The 24714-nt window shown below is 67.5% G+C and carries 18 protein-coding genes; 12 read left to right on the top strand and 6 right to left on the bottom strand.

Annotation, left to right across the window (positions count from 1 at the left end; all coding sequences use genetic code 11):
* Positions 1 to 3 precede the first annotated feature (3 nt).
* A complete protein-coding gene (locus tag U3653_RS32275; protein WP_195083246.1) occupies positions 4 to 495 on the bottom strand; it encodes a SixA phosphatase family protein in 492 nt (163 codons plus the stop codon).
* Between the two features lie 181 nt (positions 496 to 676).
* Here U3653_RS32275 and U3653_RS32270 point away from each other — a divergent pair, with 181 nt between their 5' ends.
* A complete protein-coding gene (locus U3653_RS32270) occupies positions 677 to 2347 on the top strand; it encodes an FAD-dependent oxidoreductase (RefSeq protein ID WP_195083245.1) in 1671 nt (556 codons plus the stop codon).
* 314 nt (positions 2348 to 2661) lie between these two features.
* Here U3653_RS32270 and U3653_RS32265 read toward each other — a convergent pair whose 3' ends face one another.
* From U3653_RS32265 to U3653_RS32255, 3 genes are all read right to left on the bottom strand, one after another.
* Positions 2662 to 3465, bottom strand: coding sequence for an acyl-[acyl-carrier-protein] thioesterase (locus U3653_RS32265; protein WP_195083244.1), 804 nt, complete (start codon positions 3463 to 3465; stop codon positions 2662 to 2664).
* Positions 3466 to 3677: 212 nt separating this feature from the next.
* Positions 3678 to 4805, bottom strand: a complete 1128-nt coding sequence (locus U3653_RS32260; protein ID WP_195083243.1) for a transglycosylase SLT domain-containing protein — start codon at positions 4803 to 4805, stop codon at positions 3678 to 3680.
* Positions 4802 to 5131 (bottom strand): type VII secretion target, encoded by a 330-nt coding sequence (locus tag U3653_RS32255; RefSeq protein ID WP_195083242.1) that lies wholly within the window; start codon positions 5129 to 5131, stop codon positions 4802 to 4804. Before U3653_RS32255 ends, U3653_RS32260 begins: the two co-directional genes overlap by 4 nt.
* Positions 5132 to 5276: 145 nt before the next feature.
* Between U3653_RS32255 and U3653_RS32250 the strand changes: the two genes are divergently transcribed.
* Together U3653_RS32250 and U3653_RS32245 are read left to right on the top strand one after the other, a co-directional pair.
* Complete coding sequence (locus U3653_RS32250; RefSeq protein WP_195083241.1) at positions 5277 to 6251, top strand: NADPH:quinone oxidoreductase family protein; 975 nt, start codon at positions 5277 to 5279, stop codon at positions 6249 to 6251.
* A gap of 21 nt (positions 6252 to 6272) precedes the next feature.
* The gene (locus U3653_RS32245; RefSeq protein WP_195083240.1) at positions 6273 to 7385 is read left to right on the top strand and encodes a winged helix DNA-binding domain-containing protein; all 1113 of its coding nucleotides are present in this window, start codon (positions 6273 to 6275) and stop codon (positions 7383 to 7385) included.
* A 4-nt stretch (positions 7386 to 7389) separates the two neighbouring features.
* On the opposite strand, the gene U3653_RS32240 is transcribed toward U3653_RS32245, so the two are convergent.
* A complete protein-coding gene (locus tag U3653_RS32240; RefSeq protein WP_195083239.1) occupies positions 7390 to 7914 on the bottom strand; it encodes an Lrp/AsnC family transcriptional regulator in 525 nt (174 codons plus the stop codon).
* Between the two features lie 159 nt (positions 7915 to 8073).
* Here U3653_RS32240 and hppD point away from each other — a divergent pair, with 159 nt between their 5' ends.
* The 7 genes from hppD (at position 8074) to tuf (ending at position 15180) form a co-directional block, all read left to right on the top strand.
* Positions 8074 to 9276: a 4-hydroxyphenylpyruvate dioxygenase gene (gene hppD / locus U3653_RS32235; RefSeq protein ID WP_195083238.1), complete on the top strand. Its 1203-nt coding sequence runs from the start codon at positions 8074 to 8076 to the stop codon at positions 9274 to 9276.
* Positions 9277 to 9369: 93 nt separating this feature from the next.
* Complete coding sequence (locus U3653_RS32230; RefSeq protein ID WP_195083237.1) at positions 9370 to 9897, top strand: DUF3558 domain-containing protein; 528 nt, start codon at positions 9370 to 9372, stop codon at positions 9895 to 9897.
* A 10-nt stretch (positions 9898 to 9907) separates the two neighbouring features.
* Positions 9908 to 10465: a DUF3558 domain-containing protein gene (locus U3653_RS32225; RefSeq protein ID WP_195083236.1), complete on the top strand. Its 558-nt coding sequence runs from the start codon at positions 9908 to 9910 to the stop codon at positions 10463 to 10465.
* Positions 10466 to 10805: 340 nt separating this feature from the next.
* Complete coding sequence (gene rpsL / locus U3653_RS32220; RefSeq protein ID WP_039801925.1) at positions 10806 to 11180, top strand: 30S ribosomal protein S12; 375 nt, start codon at positions 10806 to 10808, stop codon at positions 11178 to 11180.
* A 1-nt stretch (position 11181) separates the two neighbouring features.
* Positions 11182 to 11652 (top strand): 30S ribosomal protein S7, encoded by a 471-nt coding sequence (gene rpsG, locus U3653_RS32215; RefSeq protein ID WP_014353063.1) that lies wholly within the window; start codon positions 11182 to 11184, stop codon positions 11650 to 11652.
* A 136-nt stretch (positions 11653 to 11788) separates the two neighbouring features.
* Positions 11789 to 13891, top strand: coding sequence for an elongation factor G (fusA, locus tag U3653_RS32210; protein ID WP_195083235.1), 2103 nt, complete (start codon positions 11789 to 11791; stop codon positions 13889 to 13891).
* Positions 13892 to 13989: 98 nt separating this feature from the next.
* Complete coding sequence (tuf, locus tag U3653_RS32205) at positions 13990 to 15180, top strand: elongation factor Tu (RefSeq protein WP_039801922.1); 1191 nt, start codon at positions 13990 to 13992, stop codon at positions 15178 to 15180.
* Positions 15181 to 15246: 66 nt separating this feature from the next.
* Here tuf and U3653_RS32200 read toward each other — a convergent pair whose 3' ends face one another.
* Entirely contained in the window at positions 15247 to 15900 is a 654-nt protein-coding gene (locus U3653_RS32200; protein ID WP_195083234.1) for a hypothetical protein, read from the bottom strand.
* A gap of 447 nt (positions 15901 to 16347) precedes the next feature.
* On the opposite strand from U3653_RS32200, the gene U3653_RS32195 reads away from it, so the two are divergent.
* Positions 16348 to 22437: a hypothetical protein gene (locus tag U3653_RS32195; RefSeq protein WP_323124718.1), complete on the top strand. Its 6090-nt coding sequence runs from the start codon at positions 16348 to 16350 to the stop codon at positions 22435 to 22437.
* A complete protein-coding gene (locus U3653_RS32190) occupies positions 22434 to 24659 on the top strand; it encodes an MBL fold metallo-hydrolase (RefSeq protein WP_195083232.1) in 2226 nt (741 codons plus the stop codon). Before U3653_RS32195 ends, U3653_RS32190 begins: the two co-directional genes overlap by 4 nt.
* Positions 24660 to 24714 lie beyond the last annotated feature (55 nt).

Below are 24714 nucleotides of genomic sequence, written 5' to 3'. Positions count from 1 at the left end.
CGGTCAGCGCGGAATGTGGAACTGCACCAGCTCTCCGGTACCCGGATCGACGTCGGCCCAGTCGCGATCGAAGCGCAGCACCGCGAGCGCTGAGGTCGGGAACTTCCGGCTGAGTTCGACCGCGGGGGCGCTGTCGCGATTGCTCGCCAGTTCCCAAGCCGTCCACGGCATGCCCGGCGCGTGCCCGATCACCAGCAGTGTCGCCACGTCGTCGTCGCTGAGGCGGACCAGCTCGATGAGCGTTTCCGGCGCGGCCTCGTAGATCCCCGCTTCGAAGACCACCGGCGCGGTGATCCCGGTCGAAGACAGCGTCTGCCTGGTGCGGATGGCGGTGGAGCAGCGCACGGCGTCGATCGGAGGCTGGGTCGCGCGCAACCACTCCCCGGCGAGTCCGGCCTCGCGCCTGCCCCGCGGCGCGAGCGGTCGCTCGTGATCGTCGACGCCCTCCGGATAGGCCGACTTGCCGTGCCGCATGAGGATCAGAGTCCGCGCCATGGGGATACGGTAAGCCCTCCGGGGGAGAGGTCCGGACCACACTCGAGGCAAACTGAAAGCGGCATCACATCACGAACTGCCGCGGGCGACCCTCGCGACGGACGTGCGGGACGCCGCTCATCTGTCCACCACAACCCCTGGGTGGCCACAGCCCACGTACTTCTTCGAGGATCAGCACAATATGGCCTACGTAATCACGCAGCGTTGTTGCAACGACGCCAGCTGCGTCTCCGAGTGCCCGGTCGACTGCATCCGTCCCACTCCGGACCAGCCGGAGTTCGCGACGACCGAGATGCTCTACATCGACCCCGACACCTGTATCGACTGCGGCGCCTGTGTCGACGCGTGCCCGGTGGAGGCCATCTTCTCCGAGGACGACCTGACCGCTTCGCTGGCGCGATTCCGCGACATCAATGCCGCCTATTTCCAACGGCATCCGCTGGAGTCGAACTTCGATCCGATCCTCACGCCCTCGCGTCCGCCGAAGGAGCTGGGCACCCTGCGCGTCGCGATCGTCGGCGCAGGGCCCGCGGCCTGCTACGCGGCCGACGAGCTGCTGCGCAGGGCCGACGTGGAAATCGAGATGTTCGACCGGCTGCCGACCCCGTGGGGCCTGGTGCGGGCGGGCGTCGCGCCCGACCATCCCGGCACCAAGACGGTCTCGGGCATGTTCGAGTCCGCCTTCCGCCGCGAGACGCTGCAGTACTACCTGAATGTCGAAGTGGGCACGCACATCTCGCACGAGGAACTGCTGCGCCACCACCACGCCGTGATCTACGCCGTCGGCGCGTCGAGCGACCGCAGGATGGGCGTCCCCGGCGAGGACCTGCCTGGCAGCCACTCCGCCACCGAGTTCGTCGCCTGGTACAACGGCCATCCCGACTACGCCGACCGGAGCTTCGATCTGTCCGGCGAGCGCGCGGTGATCGTCGGCAACGGCAACGTCGCCTTGGACGTGGCGCGGGTGCTGACCGTAGATCCGGACGAACTCGCCAAGACCGACATCGCCGACCACGCGCTGGAGGCCCTGCGGCAGAGCAACATTCGCGAGGTGGTCGTGCTCGGCAGGCGCGGCCCGCTGCAGGCGGCCTACACCTCGCCGGAGTTCCTCGCGCTCGCGCATCTGAAGGGCGTCGACGTCGTCGTGGACGAGAGTGATCTGCGACTCGACCACGCCAGCCAGGCGCTCGTGGACGACCCGCAGGTGGAGCCGTCGCTGGCGCTGAAATACACCTTGGCCAAGGAGTACGCGGGCGGTCGCAGGGCCGAGGGCAACAAGCGGATCGTGTTCCGCTATCTGACCTCGCCTGCCGCGCTCACCGGCACCGATCGGGTGGGGTCCATCGAGATCGTGCACAACGAGCTGTTCGAAGAGGACGGTCAGCTCGTGGCGCGGCCGACCGACCGCACCGAGAGCATCGAGACCTCGCTGGTGCTGCGCTCCATCGGCTACCGCGGCGAGCGGATCGGCGAACTGCCGTTCGACGAGCGGCGCGGCATCGTGCCGAACGAGCACGGCCGGGTCGTCGGCGCGGACGGGACGCTGCTGAGCGGCGTGTACGTCAGCGGGTGGATCAAGCGGGGACCGCGCGGCGTCATCGGTTCCAACCGCACCGACGCCGAGGAGACGGTGGAGCACCTGCTCGCCGACTTCACCGCGGGCAAACTGGCCGCGCCGCAGGCCGACCGCGCCGCGCTCAAGGCGCTGCTCACCGAGCGTCAGGCCGACTTGGTGGACCGAGCGGGCTGGCGAGCGATCGACCAGGCGGAAAAGGCCGCGGGCAAGTCCGCGGGCCGACCCCGGGTCAAGTTCACCACCCGCGAAGACCTGCTCAAAGCCGCCCGCGGCTGACGATCCAGGACGCCGGTCGGACCACCCGCGCCCGACCGGCTCCACTCGCAAGACGGTGCCGATGTGGCCCCGAGTATCGGCCGTAGAGAAAAATGAGTACGCGCCGATCGCGCCTCCGCGGACGTGGTCGCGGGCGAGCGGGCTTCGGGCCGTTGCGCACACTCGCCGTGGTCGCCACCAAGGCGAATCATCTCGGCGAGAACCGGTCGACTGATCTCGCAAGGACATGGGTAACTCACCGGGTACGCCCGAAAACCGAGCGCCACCCAACGCAGGACCTGAACGTGACTCCCGCGGTTCGCGACTGGTACGGCCTAAAAACTCGGAGAGGCGGGGGAGCCGGGGGAGCCCGGCAACGGCATGATGCGGACCACGGTCGTGGTGGTCCCGCCGACCACGAACCACAGCCGCAGCACCGGCTGGCCGGTCCGGTCGCCCGGTTCGTACCGGCTGCGGACGCTCACGTGCTGACGTGCCAGCACCGGCGCCACGTATTCGATCACCGCGCGATGCGGGCCCGCGAGCAGCTTGGGATATTCCACCAGGAACTGTTCCACCGCTTGCCAGTAACAGGCGTTGTTGACGTGGTTGTACTGGTCGATATCGGTGGCGCGCACGGGGAACGGCAGGTCGGTGTCCGACTCCGGCGGTGTGGCGTCGGTCAGGTAGGGCCGCCACCGCAGGCGGTGTTCGGTGGACGTGCGGGCGAGGTAGGCGAGGCCCTCGTCGCTGATCCTGGCGGGCATGCCGGTGGACTCGCTGATGTTGATCCAGAAGCCCTCGGTCTCGATCAACCCGCCGTTTCCGCTGGTGATCCGCACGCGCATATTGGTCCACCGGGTGGACATCGCCGAGCACCACCGCAGCAGGTGCACCTCGTCCGGCCACAGGATCGGCCGGATCACGTCGATGACGGTGCGCCGGACGATCCAGTTCGGGTCGGTGCGGTGGAAGAAGGTGCTATGCAGATTTTCCCAGGCGATATCTTGCAGGTAGCGGGCGACGGCGTCGAACCGCAACCGGTCGTAGGGATCCACATCGCCAGCCCGGACGGGCCACGCCGAAGCAAAGCCCATGCCCTCCTGGGGAAGCGGGGCGAGTGGCTGATCGAGTGACACTTGTGCTCCTCGCGCTGCACGGTGTGCCGCGTTTTCTTCGTGCGGTGCTGTTGTGACGACTTTACGGGGCGTACGTCACACCCTCGCGTCGAGCCGTCCGTACCTCCTTAATAGTCCGTCAGCCGGGACGTGGGCCAGCAAAAACGGGGTCTTGCGCGCACGCGGCGCACGGTCGCCGGGCTCGACGGGCGTGGGGCATGGCCGCGCGCCGGTCAGTAACCCTGGTACGCGCCGCCCGAATTCACGGCGGCCACGCCGGGTACGTTGCCGAGTGAGCCGTAGCGGTCGATGGAGTACCGCACGCCGGCGATGATGTTGTCGACCGGGTTCCAGATGTCGTCGTGGCCGGGCGCCTTGTAGGCGTTGAACGTGCTGTCGATGGTCTGCATCAGGCCCTTGGACGGGTGCCCGGCCACCCAGTTGCTGTCCCAGCGGTTCTCCGCGTACGGATTGCCCGCGGACTCGTGCTCGATGATCAGCGCGATGGCCCGCTCGTCGATGTCCGCCGGGTTGTAACCCATCGCGATGAGCTTCTGCTTCGCTTGGGCGATCCATTGCGCGACGTCGCCGGTCGGCATGGGGCCGGACGGCGCGGACGAACTCGGGCTGCCGTGGTACGGCGTGCCGGACGAGATGCCGTGCGGGGAGCCGGAGTTGTGGTGTCCGGACGTGAGCTGGCTCGATTGGTGCGACGAGGCCACCGGAGTTCCCGACGCGGCGGCGGGTGCGGTGGCGGCGGGCGCGGTGGGAGCCGCGGGCACGTTGGCGGCGGGCTCACCCAGCCCGGCGAAAGCCGCCTCCAGCTTCCCGACCGCGCCCTCGACCTGCGTCTTCGCCTGGTTCGCCACGTCTTCGGCGGTCTTGAGAGCGTTGGTCAGTTCCCACGTCCGCGAGGCCGCCTGCAGCGCTTCCTGGAAGACGAGGCCTTCGACGTCGGCCTTGTCCGCGTGCGAGCGCAGGTAGTCGATGCGCGTCTTGGCGTCCACGGTGCCGTTGGGCGCGACATCGAACGGAGGGGTCTGATTCAGCGCGTCGTCGCGCAGGCTCACCACCTTGGCTTTCGCCTCGGTGAGATTCTGCACCTGGGTGGTGAAGGCCGTCTTCAGTTCGAGCAGTGCGGCGCTCACGGCGGAGGCGCGGGTCTTCTCGGTCTGCATCCTGGCGTTCGCGGCGTCGCCCGCGGCGCCGGACCACTGCTGGGCGTCGGCGAGCGCTTTCGTGTCGTCCGCGCCCTTGCCGACCGCGGTGTCCAGGCCCTGCGACATCCGTTCGGCGAGCGCGCCCGCCGCGGTGAGCTGCTCCGGCTGCCAGTTCTCGACGTCTGGGATGGTGAGGGTCATGGCACCTGGAGTCCTATGGTGCGGAGCTTCGCCGCGAAATCGTCCTCGGCCAGCTCGTACTTGCCCGCGGCGTTGTGCAGGTTGTCGGCGATCGTGGTGAGCCGCGAGCCGATTCGCTCCAGGCAGCGGTGCGCGGCGTCGTTCGCGCGCTGGGCCACCGAGCCGAAATCGGTGCCGGGCAGCGCCCCGACCGCGGCGGCGAAACCCTCGCCGCCGAGGCCGGCGACCGAGGTGGCCTCCGTGTGCAGCGTCTGCGCGAACGAGCGCAGCGCCGCCGGATCGACTTGCATCGTCGTCGCAGGTTGTGACTGGTTTTGCTCGACCATGAATCCCCCTTCCCTCCCGACCGCGAGGTCGCGGCCAGCATAGCAAAATCGGGCGTCCGGACGGGCGTCGCCGGACCGGGCCGGTTATGTTGTCGGTGTGGCGCCGGCGCGGATCAGGCCGGTGCGAGGACAGAGAGGTCGGCACATGCGCGCAGCCCAGGTCAGCAAGCTGGAAGGACCGGAAGCGGTCCAGATCGTGGACATCCCGGAGCCGGTGGCATTCCCGGGAGGCGTTGTGATCGACGTGCACGCGGCCGGCGTGGCCTTTCCCGACGTGCTGATGACGCGCGGCCTGTACCAGATGAAGCCCGAATTGCCGTTCGTCGTCGGCGGCGAGGTCGCGGGCATCGTCCGGGAAGCCCCCGAGGACGCGCACGTGCGCCCGGGTGACCGGGTGATCGCGCTGACCATGCTCGGCAACGCGATGGCCGAGACGGCCGTGACGCCGACCCAGATGGTGTTCCGCCTGCCCGACAACGTCTCGCTGGAGGCGGGCGCAGGCATCCTGTTCAACGACCTGACCGTGCACTTCTGCCTGCGTACCAGGGGCAGGCTGGCGGAAGGCGAGACGGTGCTCGTGCACGGCGCCGCGGGCGGCATCGGCACCTCGACGCTGCGCATGGCGGCCGCGCTCGGAGCGGGCCGGGTGATCGCCGTGGTGAGCACCGAGGCCAAGGCCGAGGTCGCGCGGGCCAACGGCGCCACCGACGTCGTGCTGACCGACGGCTGGCTTGCCGCGGTGAAGGAACTGACCGGCGGCCGCGGCGTCGACATCGTGCTCGACCCGGTCGGCGGCGACCGCTTCACCGACAGCATCCGCTCGCTCGCCTCCGCGGGCCGGTTGCTGGTCGTCGGATTCACCGCGGGCGAGATCCCGACGGTCAAGGTCAACCGGCTGCTGCTGAAGAACGTCGAGGTGACCGGCGCCGCGTGGGGCGAGTGGGTGATGTCGCATCCGGGCTACCTGCAGGAGCAGTGGGCCGAGGTGGAACCGCTGCTGGCCTCCGGCAAGATCGCGCCGCCGGAGCCGGTGCTGTACCCGCTGGACAAGGCCGCAGAGGCGGTCGCATCGCTGGACAACCGGACGGCCACCGGCAAGGTCGTGGTCACGCTGCGCTGACGTAGAGACCGGCCCCGCGTCGTGAAGCTGTCCACCCGGGTACTGAACCGGACCCTGCTGGCTCGCCAGCATCTGCTCGAGCGCTCGTCACTGACGGTGCACGAGATGTGCGAGCATCTCGTCGGTTTGCAGGCGCAGGATTCGCTGCCGCCGTTCGTCGGATTGTTCAGCCGCGTCGCGGCCTTCGATCCGGCGACGGTGTCCGAGGCGCTGGAGGCCCGGTCGTTGGTCCGGATCACCTTGATGCGCGGCACCATTCACCTGGTCACGCCGCCCGACGCGGTGCGGATCGCTCCCCACGTGCAGCCGGAGCTGGAGAAAGTGCCCTTCCGCAAGGGCTTCAACTACGGCGCGATGGTCGGGCTGGATCCGGAGGAGGTGCGCGGGCACGGCGAAGCGACGCTCGGCGACGAGCCGATGTCCGCGGCCGACCTGCGCGCCCGCGCCGCCGAGCTGTACCCCGACCGCGACCCGGGCGCGGTCGTGCAGACCTGGCTGTACCAGCTGCCGGTGTTGCAGACCCCGCCGCGGGGCAAGTGGAAGGACAACAGCAGACCGGTCTGGTCGCGGGTGGAGCCTTGGTTGGGCACGCCGCTGGACCCCGCATATCCATTGGCGGAGTTGATCTTCCGGTACCTGCGTGCTTTCGGCCCCGCGAGCACCATGGACATGCAGACCTGGTCGAAGCTGCTCGGCATGAAGCAGGCCGTGGCGGAACTGGGCGATCGGGTCCGCGCCTACACCGACGAGCGTGGTCGCACGCTCTACGACGTCGCCGACGGCGAACTCGCCGATCCGGACGTCCCCGCTCCGGTGCGGCTGCTCGGCTGGTACGACAACGCCGTGCTGTCGCACCGGGACCGGACCCGGATCGTGCCCGACGGCGCGGCCCCTCCGCTGCGCGCGTTCGCCGCTCAGGTGTCCCCGGTGCTGGTCGACGGCTTCCTCGCGGGTATGTACAAGGTCTTCACGAACGCGAGCGCCGCCCGGCTCCGCATCAGTCCGACCCGCAAGTGGACGGCGGCGGAGCGCGCGGATGTCGAGGCGGAGGCGCACGCTCTGCTCGGCTTCTTGGAGGGCGACAAGCAGGGAAGCGTCGAAATCCTCGACGTCCACGCCGACCTGCGCCCCTGACCTGCTACGGCTCGCGGGCCGGTCGGTAGGCGGGCGCTTTGGCGGTCCCGGTCGGGCTCAGCGTGCGCAGCAGGGGCAGTGCCCGGCGTGCCACCACGGTCGAGAGCACGATGACGCTGTGTGAACGCACCACCGAGGACGTCCGGTCGATGCTCAGCAGCACGGCCTGCAACCCCGCGTGCGAGTCGGCCCCGATCCGGCACAGCACGTCGCCGGTGCCGGTCGTGGCGTAGGCCTCCAGCACGCCGGGGATGGCGTCGAGTTCGGAGGCCACCGTGTCCAGCGCACCCTGGGCGATCTCCAGCGTGACGAACGCCTGCACGTCGAACCCCGCCGCGGTGACGTCGATCTGCGGGTCGTAGGAGGCGATCACGCCGGACTCCTCCATGCGCGCGATCCGGGACTGCACGGTGGCCCTGGCCACTCTGGTCCGGCGGGACAGTTCGAGGATGCCCGCTTTCTGGTACTCGTGCATCGCGGTGAGGATGGCGAGATCGAGCTCGTCGAGCTTCGCCGATGTGCGCGCCATGACGGCCTCCGTTCCGGCACCGGGCCGGGCTCGCCGCCTGGCCTGCCTGCTATTCAAATTGTCCAGCATCAGGCGTCGTTTGCTAGCCGAATTCGCCACCCTGTCTATCGAGAATCGATGCTGTTGCCTATCCGGCGGACCCGGCGATTTCCTTGGAACATGACCATCGAGCACCTGCGGGAAGTCCGGTCCGGCGCCGGTCCCAGCGACGGCGAACTGCGCACGCTGGTGGGGCTGGTCGAGCACGACAACAGCGGTGATCCGTTTCCGGTCATCGGATGGGACGCTCTGGTCTGGGTGGTCGGCAACGCCACCCAGACCGCGCACTTCCTGGAATCCGCGTTCGGCATGCGGCTGGAGGCGTACTCCGGTCCGGAGACCGGCAATCGCGACCACAAGGCGTTCGTCCTGCGCAGCGGCGCGGCGCGTTTCGTGATCACCGGAGCGGTCGACCCGGACAGTCCGCTGGTCGCCCACCACGATCGGCACGGCGACGGCGTGGTCGACATCGCGCTGGAAGTGCCCGACGTCGACCGCTGTGTGGCGTGGGCGCGCACCCACGGCGCCACCGTCCTGGTCGAACCGCACGACGAGACCGACGACTTCGGCACGGTTCGCTCGGCCGCCCTGGCCACCTATGGCGACACCAGGCACACGCTGGTCGACCGTTCCCGCTACTACGGGCCCTACCTGCCCGGCTATGTCGCGCGCCGCTCCAACTACCGGCGGCGCGACGGCGCTCCGGCTCGGTTGTTCCAGGCGATCGACCACGTCGTGGGCAACGTGGAACTCGGGCGGATGGACGAGTGGGTCGAGTTCTATCGGCGCGTCATGGGTTTCACCAACATGGCCGAGTTCGTCGGCGACGACATCGCCACCGAGTACTCCGCGCTGATGAGCAAGGTAGTGGCCAACGGCAACCATCGAGTGAAGTTCCCGCTCAACGAGCCCGCCGTCGGCAAGAAACGCTCGCAGATCGATGAGTACCTGGAGTTCTACCGCGGTCCGGGAGTCCAGCACATCGCGCTCGCCACCGGCGACATCCTCGCCTGTGTCGACGCCTTGCGCCAAGAGGGCGTCGAGTTCCTGGAGACGCCGGCGGCCTACTACGAGGATCCCGAACTGCGCGCCCGCATCGGCCGGGTCCGGGTCCCGGTCGAAGAACTCCAGCGCCGCGGCATCCTGGTCGACCGCGACGAGGACGGCTACTTGCTGCAGATCTTCACCAGACCCCTCACCGACCGCCCCACGGTCTTCTTCGAACTCATCGAACGCCACGGCTCCCTCGGTTTCGGCAAGGGCAATTTCAAGGCCCTGTTCGAGGCGATCGAGCGCGAACAGCAAGCCCGCGGCAATCTGTAGGCTGCGTTCGGGTCTCCCGGTCGGCGCTCACCGCGCTGCCGGGCCGTGTTCGTCGGACCGTCCGCCCGGCGGGTAATCGGTAGAGTTCATTCCATGCGGATCAAGTCGGCGGTCGTGACCGCGACAGCCTTGGTACTCGCACTGGCGGGTTGCGGTTCGGGCGGAGACGCCGAGGACTCCGGTCCGTCGCGTCCGGCGCCCAAAGTGGTTGCGCTGGGTCCGTTCGTCGGGGAGTGCGGGCACGTGACCGATGACGAGGTGCGCACTCTCGGCGGTCTCGGCCGGATCTCGGGGGTGTTCCGCAACGCGGTCGGCTGCAACTGGCAATCTGCTGGAATCGGTTCTCCCAGTATCACTTTCGCTTCGTATCGGGGTAGTCCGATCGAGCGGGAGCGGGCCTGGGTGACGGTGAACGGGCGGGCGCCGGACCCGATAAAGATCGGCGGGCGCGACGGATTCGCCGCCTTGGATCCGAGCGGAGCGATCTGCGATCTGGCGGTGCAGCTCGGTGACGACTTCTTCGAGTGGTCGACGAACATCGGACAGTTCGGCGCCGTGTCCGGCAATCCGTGCGATCGTAGCCGCGCTCTCGCCGAGCTGACTCTGCAGCGGATGCAGTGAGGGGCAGGGGATGAACGTGCGACGAGTTCTGCGCGGGCGCGGCGCGGTGGCCGCCGCGGCGGTGGCGGTGGCGTTGTCCGCGGGCGGGTGCGGTCAAGTGGTGCCCGGTTCGCCACAGCCCGTCGGCGGAAGCCAGCCCGTGAACACCAGGCTGGACAAGTTGCTGCGGGAATGCCAGATCCTGTCCGAGGATCAGATCGGCAAGGCCATCGGCGAGAGCGTCACGGTCAGCGAGTCGTTCTTCGGCGCGGTGTGCATGTGGGACCTCGTCGGCGCGCCCGGCGGCAACGGCATGGCGACACTCAACTGGTACGAGAACGGGACGCTCAGCAACGAGAAGCAGACGAACAACAAACTCGGCTACGAGACCACCAACATCACCATCCAGAGTTCGCTGGCGCTGCAGATCCGCAGGCCGAAGGACCCGGATTCCTGCGGTGTGACGGCGAGCGCACCGGACAACGGGGTGATCGGCTGGTGGATCAACTACCGCCCCGGTTCGGCGCACCCCGATCCGTGCGACGCGGCGAAGAAGCTGATGGAATTGACCCTGAACCTGGCCAGGTGAACGCTCGTCGAGCCGACCCGCTTTGACCCTGTGTCCCGGCCACGGGTATCGTGGACCGCTGTGCCCGGAAGCATGCGGGCAAGTTCGTGCGTGACCGTAGGCCAGCGAGAGCGGCCGACGACTCCAGCGTGCCCGGAATAAGGGCTCCGCGCCGCGCGCGACACGCCCGACCTCGGGACGCGAGAAACGTGGCCGGACGTGCGAGTGAAAGCTCGATGACAGCGATGTGAACGACGGGCCCTGCAGTGGAAGCTTGCCTCCGCGAAGGGCCCCGGGAGCGCCGCGAACAAAACAGACATGAAGTCCACACACCGCGTTAACTAATAAGGAAAGCCGGTCTATGCCAACCATCAACCAGCTGGTCCGCAAGGGGCGCCGCGACAAGGTCGCCAAGACGAAGACCGCGGCCCTGAAGGGGAGCCCGCAGCGTCGTGGCGTGTGCACCCGCGTGTACACCACGACCCCGAAGAAGCCGAACTCCGCGCTGCGCAAGGTCGCGCGTGTTCGCCTGACCAGCTCGGTCGAGGTCACGGCCTACATCCCGGGCGAGGGGCACAACCTGCAGGAGCACTCCATGGTGCTCGTGCGCGGCGGTCGTGTGAAGGACCTCCCCGGTGTTCGTTACAAGATCATTCGCGGCTCGCTCGACACCCAGGGTGTGAAGAACCGCAAGCAGGCCCGCAGCCGCTACGGCGCCAAGAAGGAGAAGAGCTGATATGCCACGCAAGGGCCCCGCACCCAAGCGTCCGCTGATCAACGACCCGGTCTACGGTTCGCCGCTGGTCACTCAGCTGGTCAACAAGATCCTGCTGGACGGCAAGAAGTCCACCGCAGAGCGCATCGTCTACGGTGCGCTGGAGCAGGCGCGCGAGAAGACCGGCACCGACCCGGTCGTCACCCTCAAGCGCGCGCTGGACAACGTGAAGCCGTCGCTGGAGGTGAAGCCCCGCCGCGTCGGTGGCGCCACATACCAGGTTCCGGTCGAGGTCCGTCCGGGCCGCGCCAACACCCTGGCCCTGCGCTGGCTGGTCAACTTCTCGCGTGCGCGCCGGGAGAAGACCATGGTCGAGCGCCTGGCCAACGAACTGCTCGACGCCAGCAACGGCCTCGGCGCCTCGGTCAAGCGCCGCGAGGACACCCACAAGATGGCCGAGTCGAACCGGGCCTTCGCGCACTACCGCTGGTGACGTCTGCCCGGCCCGTCGTCTGGGTCGGGAGGCACAGCAGGAGGCGGCACTCACCGGCCGCTTCCTGCGTTGACATAGAGGCGACCACAGGGTCGTCCCCGATAATCCCAACTAGCTACGAGCGGGGAAGATTTCCGTGGCACAGGACGTGCTCACCGACCTGAACAAGGTCCGCAACATCGGCATCATGGCCCACATCGATGCGGGCAAGACGACCACAACCGAACGCATCCTCTTCTACACCGGCATCACCTACAAGATCGGTGAGGTCCACGACGGCGCCGCCACGATGGACTGGATGGAGCAGGAGCAGGAGCGTGGTATCACCATCACCTCCGCGGCTACCACGTGCTTCTGGAAAGACAACCAGATCAACATCATCGACACCCCCGGGCACGTCGACTTCACCGTGGAGGTGGAGCGGTCGCTGCGCGTGCTCGACGGCGCCGTCGCGGTGTTCGACGGCAAGGAGGGCGTCGAGCCGCAGTCCGAGCAGGTGTGGCGTCAGGCGGACAAGTACGACGTGCCGCGGATCTGCTTCGTCAACAAGATGGACAAGCTCGGTGCCGACTTCTACTTCACCGTGCAGACCATCAAGGACCGCCTCGGCGCGAAGCCGCTGGTCATCCAGCTGCCGATCGGCGCTGAGGACACCTTCGAAGGCATCGTCGACCTGGTCGAGAACAACGCCAAGGTCTGGCGTGGCGAGACCAAGCTCGGTGAGCAGTACGAGGTCGTCGAGATCCCGGACGACCTGAAGGAGCAGGCCGAGCAGTACCGCCAGGAACTGCTGGAGACCGTCGCCGAGTCGGACGAGGCGCTGCTGGAGAAGTTCTTCGGCGGCGAAGAGCTGACCGTCGAAGAGATCAAGGGCGCCATCCGCAAGCTGACGGTGACCTCCGAGCTCTACCCGGTGCTGTGCGGCTCCGCGTTCAAGAACAAGGGCGTGCAGCCCATGCTCGACGCGGTCATCGACTACCTGCCCTCGCCGCTGGACGTGGAGGCCACCACCGGCCACGTGCCCGGCAAGGAAGAGGAACTGCTCACCCGCAAGCCGAGCGCCGACGAGCCGTTCGCGGCCCTGGCGTTCAAGATCGCGGTGCACCCGTTCTTCGGCAAGCTGACCTATGTCCGCGTGTACTCCGGCAAGGTCGACTCCGGCGCCCAGGTCATCAACTCGACCAAGGGCAAGAAGGAGCGTCTGGGCAAGCTGTTCCAGATGCACTCCAACAAGGAGAACCCGGTCGGCGCGGCTTCGGCCGGTCACATCTACGCGGTCATCGGCCTCAAGGACACCACCACCGGTGACACCCTGTGCGATCCGCAGAACCAGATCGTGCTCGAGTCCATGACCTTCCCGGACCCGGTCATCGAGGTCTCCATCGAGCCGAAGACCAAGTCCGACCAGGAGAAGCTGGGCACCGCGATCCAGCGCCTCTCCGAAGAGGACCCGACCTTCTCGGTCAAGCTGGACGCCGAGACCGGCCAGACCGTCATCGGCGGTATGGGCGAGCTGCACCTCGACATCTTGGTCGACCGCATGAAGCGCGAGTTCAAGGTCGAGGCGAACGTCGGTAAGCCGCAGGTGGCCTACCGCGAGACGATCACCAAGAAGGTCGAGAAGCTCGAGTTCACGCACAAGAAGCAGACCGGTGGTTCCGGCCAGTTCGCGAAGGTGATCATCGCGCTGGAGCCGTTCGTCGGCGAGGACGGCGCGCACTACGAGTTCGAGAACAAGGTCACCGGTGGCCGCGTGCCGAAGGAGTACATCCCTTCGGTGGATGCGGGCGCCCAGGACGCCATGCAGTACGGTGTGCTCGCCGGCTACCCGCTGGTGAACCTGAAGGTCACGCTGCTCGACGGCGCCTACCACGACGTCGACTCGTCGGAAATGGCGTTCAAGATCGCGGGCGCGCAAGCGCTCAAGGAAGCGGCCCGCAAGGCCGGTCCGGTGATCCTCGAGCCGATGATGGCGGTCGAGGTCACGACGCCCGAGGACTACATGGGCGACGTGATCGGCGACCTGAACTCCCGCCGTGGTCAGATCCAGGCCATGGAGGAACGCAGTGGTGCCCGTGTCGTCAAGGCGCTGGTTCCGCTCTCGGAGATGTTCGGTTACATCGGTGACCTGCGGTCGAAGACCCAGGGCCGGGCGAACTACTCCATGGTGTTCGACTCGTACGCGGAGGTTCCGGCCAACGTGTCGAAGGAGATCATCGCCAAGGCGACCGGCGAGTAATGACTCCCGGGCGTTTGTAAACCCTTTCCCCGTTGACCGCGGGGATGACCCCGCACTGCTGCAATTGCACGCACCAACAAGTCCAGGAGGACAAAACAGTGGCGAAGGCGAAGTTCGAGCGGACGAAGCCGCACGTCAACATCGGCACCATCGGTCACGTCGACCACGGCAAGACCACGCTGACCGCAGCGATCACCAAGGTGCTGGCTGACAAGTACCCGGATCTGAACGCGGCGTTCGCGTTCGATCAGATCGACAAGGCGCCGGAGGAGAAGGCTCGTGGTATCACGATCAACATCTCCCACGTCGAGTACCAGACGGAGAAGCGCCACTACGCGCACGTCGACGCGCCGGGTCACGCCGACTACATCAAGAACATGATCACCGGTGCGGCGCAGATGGACGGCGCCATCCTCGTGGTCGCCGCCACCGACGGCCCGATGCCCCAGACCCGTGAGCACGTGCTGCTCGCCCGTCAGGTCGGCGTGCCCTACATCCTGGTCGCGCTGAACAAGGCCGACATGGTCGACGACGAGGAGATCCTCGAGCTCGTCGAGATGGAGGTCCGCGAGCTGCTGGCCTCGCAGGAGTTCGACGAGGACGCGCCGGTCGTGCGGGTCTCCGGTCTGAAGGCGCTCGAGGGCGACCCGAAGTGGACCGAGTCGGTGCTCGAGCTGATGAACGCGGTCGACGAGTCGATCCCGGACCCGGTTCGCGAGACCGACAAGCCGTTCCTGATGCCGATCGAGGACGTGTTCACCATCACCGGTCGTGGCACCGTCGTCACCGGTCGTGTCGAGCGCGGCGTGATCAACGTCAACGAGGAAGTCGAGATCACCGGCATCCGTCCGGAGACCACCAAGACCACGGTCACCGGTATCGAGATGTTCCGCAAGCTGCTCGACCAGGGCCAGGCCGGTGACAACGTCGGTCTGCTGATCCGTGGTATCAAGCGTGAGGACGTGGAGCGCGGCCAGGTCGTCGTGAAGCCGGGCACCACCACCCCGCACACCGAGTTCGAGGGCCAGGCGTACATCCTGTCGAAGGACGAGGGCGGCCGCCACACCCCGTTCTTCAACAACTACCGTCCGCAGTTCTACTTCCGTACGACTGACGTGACGGGCGTTGTGACCCTGCCCGAGGGCACCGAGATGGTCATGCCCGGTGACAACACCGAGATGTCCGTCAAGCTGATCCAGCCGGTCGCCATGGACGAGGGTCTGCGCTTCGCGATCCGCGAGGGTGGCCGCACCGTCGGCGCCGGTCGCGTCACGAAGATCATCAAGTGATTCGCTGAATCGCCGCTCACGGCGCCGCTCCTCCGGGAGCGGCGCCGTTCGCGTTTCGGGGGGTGTTCAGCAGGAATAGGCGTGGCCAACGGTCGGTTCACGTTCCGCTTCCGGGAGTTCGCGTAGGCAGCCGAGGGGGACGACGCCCTCGCTGCTCAGCTGCACGCCAGTGCCCTGGACGGGGTTCACGCAGGTGAGGCCGGTCGTGGCGAGCCGGCAGGAGTAGTCGCCGAAGGTGATGGTGCTGTCGTATGGCAGCACCCGGCCCTCACCGTTGACGAAAAGCCCTGGGTCGCCGCGGAATTGGCCCACTGTCAACCGGTCTCCGGAGTACGTCACATAGCCGCCGAACCATTGGCCGTAGCCCTCGCCCGGCGCCGGCATCGGTTCCTTCAGCTCCACCATGCAGTCGAACCCGTCGAAACCGAGTTCGATGCCGGTGATACAGCTGATCTTGTGGGTCGGACTGACGAACGCGATATCAGCTTTCAGATCTGTTGCCGGGCCACCCTCGGGCGCGGTGGAGTGATAGGGCGCGAGATCGGTCGATGATCCCTGCTTCACCCAGGCGATTCGATCCTGCAATCGACTCTCCGCCGCCGCTGCCGACGTGCTCGGTTGGGACGATTGCGCACCCGCCACCGGCTGCGGCTTTCCCTCGGTGGAGTGCGAGCACGCACTCGCGACCAGCATTACGCCCACCAGGATCAACCACCGCATACCGACACAGTAACTGTTGCGGCGCAACCGAAACGATGAGGCGAAGACAGCCGCACCAATTTTTCCTTTGCGACATGAAACGCCGGACAGTCGCCCTACGATTATGCGAGATGGGTTGGCGCAGAGCGTAACTCGGCCCGGCCGAGCTGGACGCGACGCGCGCCTCAGCGCGGGAACGTCAACGCTACAGTGAACTAAGGGGGCGTCTTGAGCGACTGCACTGCATCCGATAGCGAGGATCAGGTTTTCGGGGGCGACGTCGGGCTTACCGAGGACGAGTGCCGGAGCCTACGGCGAGCCCGGATCGCGAAGTCGGCAGCCAGTGCGGTCCGCCGGGCCGACCTCACCGCAGAGGTCCCGAAGCTGACTCGCCGCGAGATGAACTTCCTTCACAAATGCCTCAAGATTCGCGCCGGGGCGCCGCTGACCGCCGTGACCGTTGCTGTTTTGTCCAACCTCGCCGGCGCCGACGACGACCGGGCTGCGGGGATTCTCCACACCTGCTTCCACGGAGCGATCCGGGCGACCGCGCCGACCAGCGACCTGACCGAACGCCAGCTCGCCGCGATTCTCAGCGCGGACCCGGACGAGCTGACACAGGTACTCGGATCGCTGCAGGACAGCTGGCTATACCCAGACGCGCTCGACATAGACGACTTCGGATCGACGCAAGTGGCGCGGATAGCGGCCTGGTCATCGATGGCGGTAACCGGGCACGATGGGGCTACGGCCGCCCTTGCCTGGCTGCTCGCTGACCCGCCTACATTTTGGGACGAGGTGCAGATCGAAGCCGCTCAGCAGGTGTGGCAAAAGGTTCGCGAGCGGTATCCGCTGTTGCCGGAAGCGCCGGCGTCGTTGGCCACGCTTGTCGACGTCCTATCCGACCTGGACGATCTAGCGGCTTTCGATGCCGGCGCCGACGAAACGGACACACCGGAGGAAACCGGGGCGCTCGGGACGGCTACGGCAATCGCGTTCGAGTCCATAGTGGCTGGACTGGCCGAGCGACTCTCGGCCGACGCGACCCGGGAACTTCGTACCGGGAAAGAGCCAGCTGTGCTGGCAGAACTGACCGCTGCATGTGAGGGGCTGGAGCAGGAGCGGCAAGCGCTCGTGAGCAGTGTCCTGCCTGCCTTGGCTCGTACGGTCGCGGACGGCGTTCCGGCTGAGAGTTCCGACATCGTCCGTGTCGCGGGATTTTCCGTGAGTCTGTCCGGGCTGTTGACTGCTGCGGCGGCCGTCGACGGCGGCGAGCCGGTCACAAGCCTGGAGACCGCGCGCGCGGCCTTGCGGCGGGCAGAGAACGCCGCGGCCGAGGTGGACGCCGCCGCCGCGCGAATCGAGCGGGTTCGGCGCCTCACGACGTTGACGGGGCCGTTGTTCCTTGCCGACCACATCGCGCGGGTTCGAACTCTGGCCGGCGACGTGACCAGCGACAGCGATGCGGAGACTGTCGGCGCCCTCCTGGCGCTGCTCGAGCTGATCGAGCTCGCGGGCCGTGACCCTCAGCGAGCCGTCGAACTCGTCGGGACGGTCACCGCCACGGTGCCTGCTGCGATTCCGCTGCTCATGTTCGTCAACGACCCGGGCACATTCGCCATCGGCGACATGGCCGAGCCGAGGTCTGCCGACGCTTCGCCCGATGTCCTGGACATGGAGCAAGCACAGGACGGTCCGGCGGAGACCGCGGATGACAAGCGTGTGGGTTCAGCCGACGTTGACGCGCCCCAGCCCGTCTCCGACGCCGAGATGGCCCCGGTCGGCGGCGACACCGCGACCGACGAGACCGCGGACGCCGCTGTCGCCGACCAGCGGGAAGCGATGCCGGCCGCTGAGCAGTCTGCCCCTCAGCAGCCTGAGCTGGAGCTCGACGACGTTGTCGCACAGTTGAATTTCACCGTCCCGGTGCCGCGTTCGACGCACCGCCCGCCGCAGGCCCGCACGGCCCCCGCCCCCGCTGCCGCCTCGGACACTTCGGATGGGCACAACCCGGTCGCGCTGTACAGCGAGCTCTTGCGCTCCGGTGAGCTGTCGCTGGCGTACTGGCTCGAGACCGCGGAGGATGCCGGCACGTCGATCCGAGCCGCGCACCGGCTCGCGGCGCTGGCCGACGCGATGAAGACCTCCGCCGGGTCGAACGCCGCCGCGTTCGCGTCTACCATCGCCGACCTCGAACCCAGTGACCTGAAAGACCATCCTGGTACGCAGATGCTCGTATACGGCGCGTCCGTGCGCGCGGGCCTGCTGTCCCCGATCGCTGGCGCATCCGATCCGCTGCGCGACGCCACCACCAGCATCGTCCGCTCCGGCGGCGCCGTCGGCGAGCTGACCGAAATGCTGCAAGCCGCCATCTATGCGGGGGTATACCTGACTCCGCGCAACGCCAATGCCGTCATCGAAGCGGCCGAAGCCTCGTCCGAGCACGAAGCGCTCGCCTTGGAGGCAGCGACCAAGCTGAAGAACGCGCCGAATCGCACGATCAAGTACGGCCCCGCTACCGGTCTGTGGCAGACCTGGATGGCACCCGAAGGCGGGTATCTCGGCGAACCCCTCAGCATGGTCGCGTCCAGGTCGATGTCGCCGGACGACTTGCAATTCGTCCGAGCTCGTGTGGCGGAGCTGCGCACGCCTCGTAGTCTCGAGCAGGCCTTGGACAGGTCCGTGTCGCACGCACGCGGCAGCAAGCGAATCGGGAAGCGGATCGAGGCCAGGTCACGGGCCAAGCTGCTGGAGTGGACCGGCGATGTCACCGAGCTGCTCGCCCGCTGGGTGATCGCAACGGAGAACTTGTCGCCGTCCGGGGGGACGTGGATGACCGATCCGATCGCGGAGTTGCGGACGAAGGTGGCCGCGGTCCGTGCGCAGGCGCTGGCCGAGCTGGATCAGCTGCGTGACAGTGGGGACGAGGCCCGTGACGCCGCGACCGATGCCGGCCTGAAACTGCTGAACAACGCGCTGGACCTGCTCATGGGCACCGAGTCGGTCGCCGGGCAGGAGATCCCGTCGGACCGCGTCCTCGGCGGGCTGTTGACGCTCGCCCCGAATGTGGAGCTCGACCCGGCATTCACGCCACGCCGTACGCCCGAGGTGGCGGACGTCGTGACCGCGTTCGACGCATTGCGCGCCGGAGACGTCGGCTGGATCGCGGCATTCGACGCGCGCGCCGCGCGGCACGACCAGGTAGGTACCCAGCTACTCATCGAAACGTTGCGGCCACGCAATCCCCAGCTCGCGCAGCGGCTGTCGGCGGCGCGGGACGAGGCCATCGAAGCCTCCATCGCCCAAGTCGACAAGAACGCGGACACGCTCGCGGCTCGTATCGATTCCGACCGGCTGTTCGGTCGGTTGCGCGTCGAGGACTGGACCGACCTCACCACCCGCGCACGCGCCTACCAGCGCAGACACCGCGGCACTCGAAGTGACTTCGACGTCATGCTCGCCGGCCTCGACAAGATCGAACTCGATCGGACCACGATTGTGGAGTCGTCCATCGCCGCCGCTCGAAACGCGCTCGACCCCACCGGGATGCCTGCCGACGCCCTCGAACGGATCCAGCGGTGTATCGATAAAGGTGACTTGACCACCGCGGCGGAATACGAGGTCACGATCCGTTCCGGCGGTCAACTTCCTGGACCGCGGGCGGCCATCGATCACCTGTCACTGTTTCTCGAGGCGTTCCCGGACACCTTCGCCAACGCCCGTCGCAGTCTCGGCGCGGGCGTGCACCCCATGCTCACCCAGCTTGGCAGCGTGCTGGAGGCGGGCAAATCGACCGGCGACCTCCCTGCCGGTCCGCTCGCCGACGCGCTGGCCTCCGCCACGATCGAGCTCGGGCAGGTCGGCCGTGGAACGACGGCCGCGTCCAGGATCGAGCAGTGGACACTTCTTGCGCAGGCCCGGTCGTTCGACGCTCGAATCAGCAACGTGAAGTCGATCCTCGAACAGGTCGGGTTCGTGTTCGACAAGTCGACCACTCCGCCCGCACGGCGTGGGCACTCCGGCGGCCGCGGTTCGTGGCTGGACTTGCACGGCGTACGGGCCACCTCCGGCAAAGCCCTGCTGCCTGCGTTCGGGTCGGGGATGAGTCCGTCGGGTGACTCGTTGCGGCTGCTGGGCATTTGGCGCGGTCCGACCCCGCGCGAACTCGTAGAGATGCTGCGGGAGGAGCCGAGCGATCGTTCCATCGTCGTGCTGTACTTCGGCACGCTCGATTCCGGTGCGCGCCGCGAGCTGGCGGGTCTGTTCCGTAGCGACCGGCGGCTGCCGACAACGATCGTGATCGATGACGCCGCGTTCGCGTATCTGTCGTGCCAGCCGGAACCGAGTCGTGAGATCACCATGGCGGCGCTTCTGCCGTTCACAGCGTCCTCGCCGTTCACACCGGACGTGCCCGGAGCGAGTATTCGTCAAGAGATGTTCTACGGTCGCAACGACGAACGCGCCAAGATCATCGACATGATGGGCCCGTGCATCGTGTACGGCGGCAGGCAACTCGGCAAGTCGGCGTTGCTGCTGGAAGCGGCTCGCCAGTTCGACGACAAGCACAACCGGCACGCGATCTACGAGTCGATCTTCAAGATCGGGAGAGCGGTGTCGGTCGACGCGGTGTGGACGACGCTGTGGCCACTGCTGGCCGCCCGAGACATCGTGCCGCAGGATATTCCGGGTGGCGATGTCGCCGGGGCGCTCACAGGGCATGTCACAAAGTGGATCTCGGCTCGCCCAGGACGGCAGCTGCTGCTTTTGCTGGACGAGTCCGACAAATTCCTCGACGGCGATGCCGAGGCGGTCAACGGGATGTTCACCCACGTGACCCATTTCAAGGAGCTGATGGAGCGGACCGGGCGCGCGGTGAAGGTGGTTTTCGCCGGTCTGCACCAAACCGCCCGGTTCGATCGCCTCGCGAACCATCCGCTGGCACACTTCGGCGAGCCGGTCTGTGTCGGTCCACTGGCTCCTCAGGCCGCCTACGATCTGCTGACTCGTCCGTTGCATGCGCTCGGGTATCACTTCGACGACCGCGACCATGCCGCGCGCGTCCTCGCGCTCGCGAACAACCAACCCGCCCTCATCCAACTGTTCGCCGCGCAATTGCTGCGCAATCTGCAGGCCGCGCCGATGCCCGCGGGCGCGCCACCGCAGACCGTGCACGCCGATGATGTCGAACGGGTGTGGGCCGATGCGGGGCTGCGGACGTCGTTCCGCAAGCGCTTCGATTGGACTCTCGACTTGGACCCCCGGTACAAGATCATCGCTTACAGCGTCGCGCTCCACGCTCACGCTGGAGGCATCGACGCGACGATGACGCCGAGCGAGCTGCGCGCCGAGTGCGAGACCTGGTGGCCGACCGGATTTTCCGCCGAAGACGTCCGCACCGGCGAGTTCCGGGCTCTGCTGGACGAGTGCGTCGATCTCGGTGTGCTGTCCTACACGAACCGCGGGTACCGACTGCGGACGCCGAATGTGCTCGACCTCCTCGGTGCCAAAGAGGAGGTCGAGGCAGTCCTCGATCAAGCCGAGTCGATCGAACTGCCGGAAAGCTTCGACGGAAGCATGATGCGGCCGGTGTTCGTGGAGGGCCCGACGCGTGGGCCGTTGACGTCGCAACAGATCGCCGACCTGCTCGCACCCCGCAGTCAGGTCCGCCAGGTCATCGGCTCGCATGCCCTGACGATCGAACGGTGTTTGAGGGCACTGCAGGACGAGAACGAGCATGCGGTGTCAGGGCACCGGAAGAGCGTGATGCGGGACGCGACCCCGGCGACACTGGCCGATGTGTGCCAGCGGGGGACGTTCAAGGCTGCCGGTCGACACGTCATCGTGATCGTGAACTTGAAGAACGTCACTCCTGAGGTCGCGTCGGCGACGTGGACACGGGCGCGGGAGCTGATCGCGAAACACTCCGGTGGCACTCTCGGAATCGTGCTCGTGTCCTGGCCCGCGCAGGCGCCCATGTGGCCGGTCGCGGCGCGGGAGTCGGACACCTCCTCCGGGCTGACCGAGCTACGCCGTTACGACCGGACCGATCTGCGGCTGTGGCTGACCGAGACGACCTTGCCGTTCCAGGACGACGCGGCTCGCGACGAGTTGCTCGCGGTAACCGGAGGCTGGCCGATACTGCTGAACAAGATCGCCGAGGACTTGACCGAGCACGAATCCGGACTGCGTTCCGACCCGCTGCGCGAGATCCGAGCTCACCTGATGGATGTCGAGCGTTGCCGGGAGCTGGTCGAGGCGTCCGGGGTCCGCAGTGATGCCACGCTCGGCCAGGCATGGGACTTCCTCGTGCGGAATGTCGCGGACGAGCACGCCGACCTCGACACGCTCGCGGACTACCTCGCACTTCACGGCGACAGCGGCGAAGAAGCCTCGGAGGCACTCACCCCGACCGCGGTGGCCGCCGCCGGGTACACCGGCGGCGTGGCTGACGTGCTCGAGGTGCTGCGTGTCCTCGGTCTCGTTGTCGGGCTGCCCGACGATAGACAGTTCAAGCTCGAGCCTGTCATGGTCGCCGCGACCAAGCGTGTGCACGGATGAGCCGGACCGCGCCGCAGCTGCTCGAGGCGATGATCTTCGACGCGGCTCGAGCGGCCTTGAAGTCGCAGCTCTATGCCGAACAACAGATCGACCCGCAGGCGTTCTCGCGGGTGAATCGGGCCGGCCTGCTCGACCTCATTGCGAGAGTGCCGACCTTGCGGGCCGAGCTTGCGCACACCTACCGCGACGAGCTGGACGGCACCCACCCGCAATTGGTGGCTTTGCTGAGCGACAACGCGGCGGACAGCGCCGCGGCGGCGCAGGTGCTGCGTAATCCTCGTGCGGTCCGGACGCCTCGCGGCCGGTCCAAGGCATCCGCGAAGACCACAGACGACGGTGGGCAGCACGCAGTCGACAACGGGCGCGGACCGATCGCGCTCGATCCTGCTGCGGCGCGGCGGCTGCGGGAAAGATTCGAGCGGCGCCTGAGCGAGACCCGTGCGGCCCGAGACCAGGCGAGGGTGCAGCGCGACTACGCCCGTGGGGAAGCCGACCGCTTACGTCTCGATCTCGCAGTGGCCGAGGAAGATCGGGACGAGGCGCTGGCTGTCATCGAGGCGCTGCGAGCCGAGCTGGCTGCCGCGCGTGCCCATGCGGCGGAGCTGGCCACGGATGTGCTGGCCGCGGCAACGGTGTTGAAGGCCGCGATCCTCCCGGCGCCGGTCGGACTCTCGGTTGTCGACGACATCGACATCGACCCGCGTGAGCGTGCGGCCGCAGCGGCTGCCGTGGATGCCCGGACGGTGACGCCGGCCGACTCGCGGATCGCCGCGGCGCTCGAGCAGACTGGTGTGACGCAGGCTTCGCTGCTGTCGGTCCTGAACGCTCTGCTCGAGCCGCCGGCACCGGTTGAACCGGTGTGGGTAGGTGAGCCGCGCGAGATCGCTCTGACGCCGCTGGGCGGCGGCACCGACATCGGCGGCTCTTGCATGCTGGTGAGCGTCGGTGACATCCGGATCCTCATCGACGCCGGGATGCGCCCCAAAAAGCGCATCGACCACGCTGGGCCGGAACATATCGCCGTGGCACTGGCCGGGTCGCTCGACGCGATCGTGATCACGCACGCGCACAACGACCACGCCGGTTACGTGCCGGCGTTGATCGCGGAATACCCGAATGTGCCGGTTATCTGCACCCCTGAGACCGCGGCGATCCTGCCGACGATGTGGAACGACTCGGTGCGGGTGTTCGAGCGATCCCGCGGCGCCTATGTCGAGGATGACGCACCGCTGGCGGAGCCGCCGTATGGGCAGGCGCAGGTCGTGGCCGCGCAGCGCCGCATCCGTGAGGTTCGATGTGGCCGGATCGTTGAGGTCGCTGACGGTGTCACGATCACGCTATTCCCGGCAGGCCACATCCTCGGCGCTGCCGGCGTGGTCGTGTCTGCCGGCCCGAACCGGGTCACCGTTACCGGGGACGTGTCCGATTTGGCGCAGATGAGTGTGCCCGGCCTGGTGGTGCCCGATGCGGCACGCGGGTCGGACTTGCTGGTGATCGAGTCGACATACTGCGGGCATCACAGTTCGAATCGCGACGCCGAAGTGGAAAAGTTCGTGCGCATCGTGGCCGAGACCGTCGGCGACTCGGCGGCGAACGGCGGGCGGGTGCTGGTGCCGGCCTTCGCGCTCGGGAGGGCCCAGGAAGTCGCGCTGACGCTGCGCGACCGCCTGCCGGACGTACCGGTTCTCATCGACGGGATGGCCAAGGACATCGCGAAAATCTACGAGGAGCAGACCGCCGGGGCCGTACGGCCGCTGAAGATTTATGGCGATCAAGTGTCCGCGGTGCGGGCCGGAGAACGGCAGCAACTGCTGCGCACCTTCCGGCGTGGAGTCATAGTGACTACGTCGGGAATGTTGACAGCCGGTCCTGCGGTCACGTGGGCACGGTCGATCCTGCCGGACCCGGAGGCGGCCCTACTGATCGCCGGCTATCAGGACGAGGAGTCCCCCGGATTCGAGCTCCTCGAGCTAGCCGAGGCGAAGAGGCAGGCCACGTTCGTGCTCGACCGTGACGAGCTCACGGTGAACGCGCGGGTCGCGAAGTTCGGGCTGTCGGCGCACGCCGATCGGCGCGGCCTGTCGTCGATCATCACCGAGATCGGCGCTCGTGACGTGATGCTGGTGCACGGGGTTGCGTCCAAGCAACGGGACTTCGCGGACAACCTGACCCGTCGTGGAGTCTCGGTAGCTCCTACCCGGCATTGGCGGCTTTCTGGCTGACAAGTCCGAGAGGAGTGTTCCGGGATCGTCTCGAGTGTGGGGGATGCTCGTCCCG

This window comes from Nocardia implantans, assembly GCF_035544775.1.
Taxonomy (GTDB): Bacteria; Actinomycetota; Actinomycetes; order Mycobacteriales; family Mycobacteriaceae; genus Nocardia; species Nocardia implantans.
Note: the sequence above shows the minus strand (reverse complement) of the source record. Positions and strands in the feature narration are given on the sequence as shown.

Excerpts from the sequence above, each read along its gene's own strand:
- U3653_RS32260 (WP_195083243.1), bottom strand. The coding sequence starts at position 4,805 with ATGACCCTCACCATCCCAGACGTCGAGAACTGGCAGCCGGAGCAGCTC.
- U3653_RS32275 (WP_195083246.1), bottom strand. The coding sequence starts at position 495 with ATGGCGCGGACTCTGATCCTCATGCGGCACGGCAAGTCGGCCTATCCG.
- U3653_RS32190 (WP_195083232.1), top strand. The coding sequence starts at position 22,434 with ATGAGCCGGACCGCGCCGCAGCTGCTCGAGGCGATGATCTTCGACGCG.
- hppD (WP_195083238.1), top strand. The coding sequence starts at position 8,074 with ATGACCATCGAGCACCTGCGGGAAGTCCGGTCCGGCGCCGGTCCCAGC.
- U3653_RS32200 (WP_195083234.1), bottom strand. The coding sequence starts at position 15,900 with ATGCGGTGGTTGATCCTGGTGGGCGTAATGCTGGTCGCGAGTGCGTGC.
- U3653_RS32230 (WP_195083237.1), top strand. The coding sequence starts at position 9,370 with ATGCGGATCAAGTCGGCGGTCGTGACCGCGACAGCCTTGGTACTCGCA.
- rpsG (WP_014353063.1), top strand. The coding sequence starts at position 11,182 with ATGCCACGCAAGGGCCCCGCACCCAAGCGTCCGCTGATCAACGACCCG.
- U3653_RS32270 (WP_195083245.1), top strand. The coding sequence starts at position 677 with ATGGCCTACGTAATCACGCAGCGTTGTTGCAACGACGCCAGCTGCGTC.
- U3653_RS32250 (WP_195083241.1), top strand. The coding sequence starts at position 5,277 with ATGCGCGCAGCCCAGGTCAGCAAGCTGGAAGGACCGGAAGCGGTCCAG.
- rpsL (WP_039801925.1), top strand. The coding sequence starts at position 10,806 with ATGCCAACCATCAACCAGCTGGTCCGCAAGGGGCGCCGCGACAAGGTC.
- U3653_RS32255 (WP_195083242.1), bottom strand. The coding sequence starts at position 5,131 with ATGGTCGAGCAAAACCAGTCACAACCTGCGACGACGATGCAAGTCGAT.
- U3653_RS32225 (WP_195083236.1), top strand. The coding sequence starts at position 9,908 with ATGAACGTGCGACGAGTTCTGCGCGGGCGCGGCGCGGTGGCCGCCGCG.
- U3653_RS32240 (WP_195083239.1), bottom strand. The coding sequence starts at position 7,914 with ATGGCGCGCACATCGGCGAAGCTCGACGAGCTCGATCTCGCCATCCTC.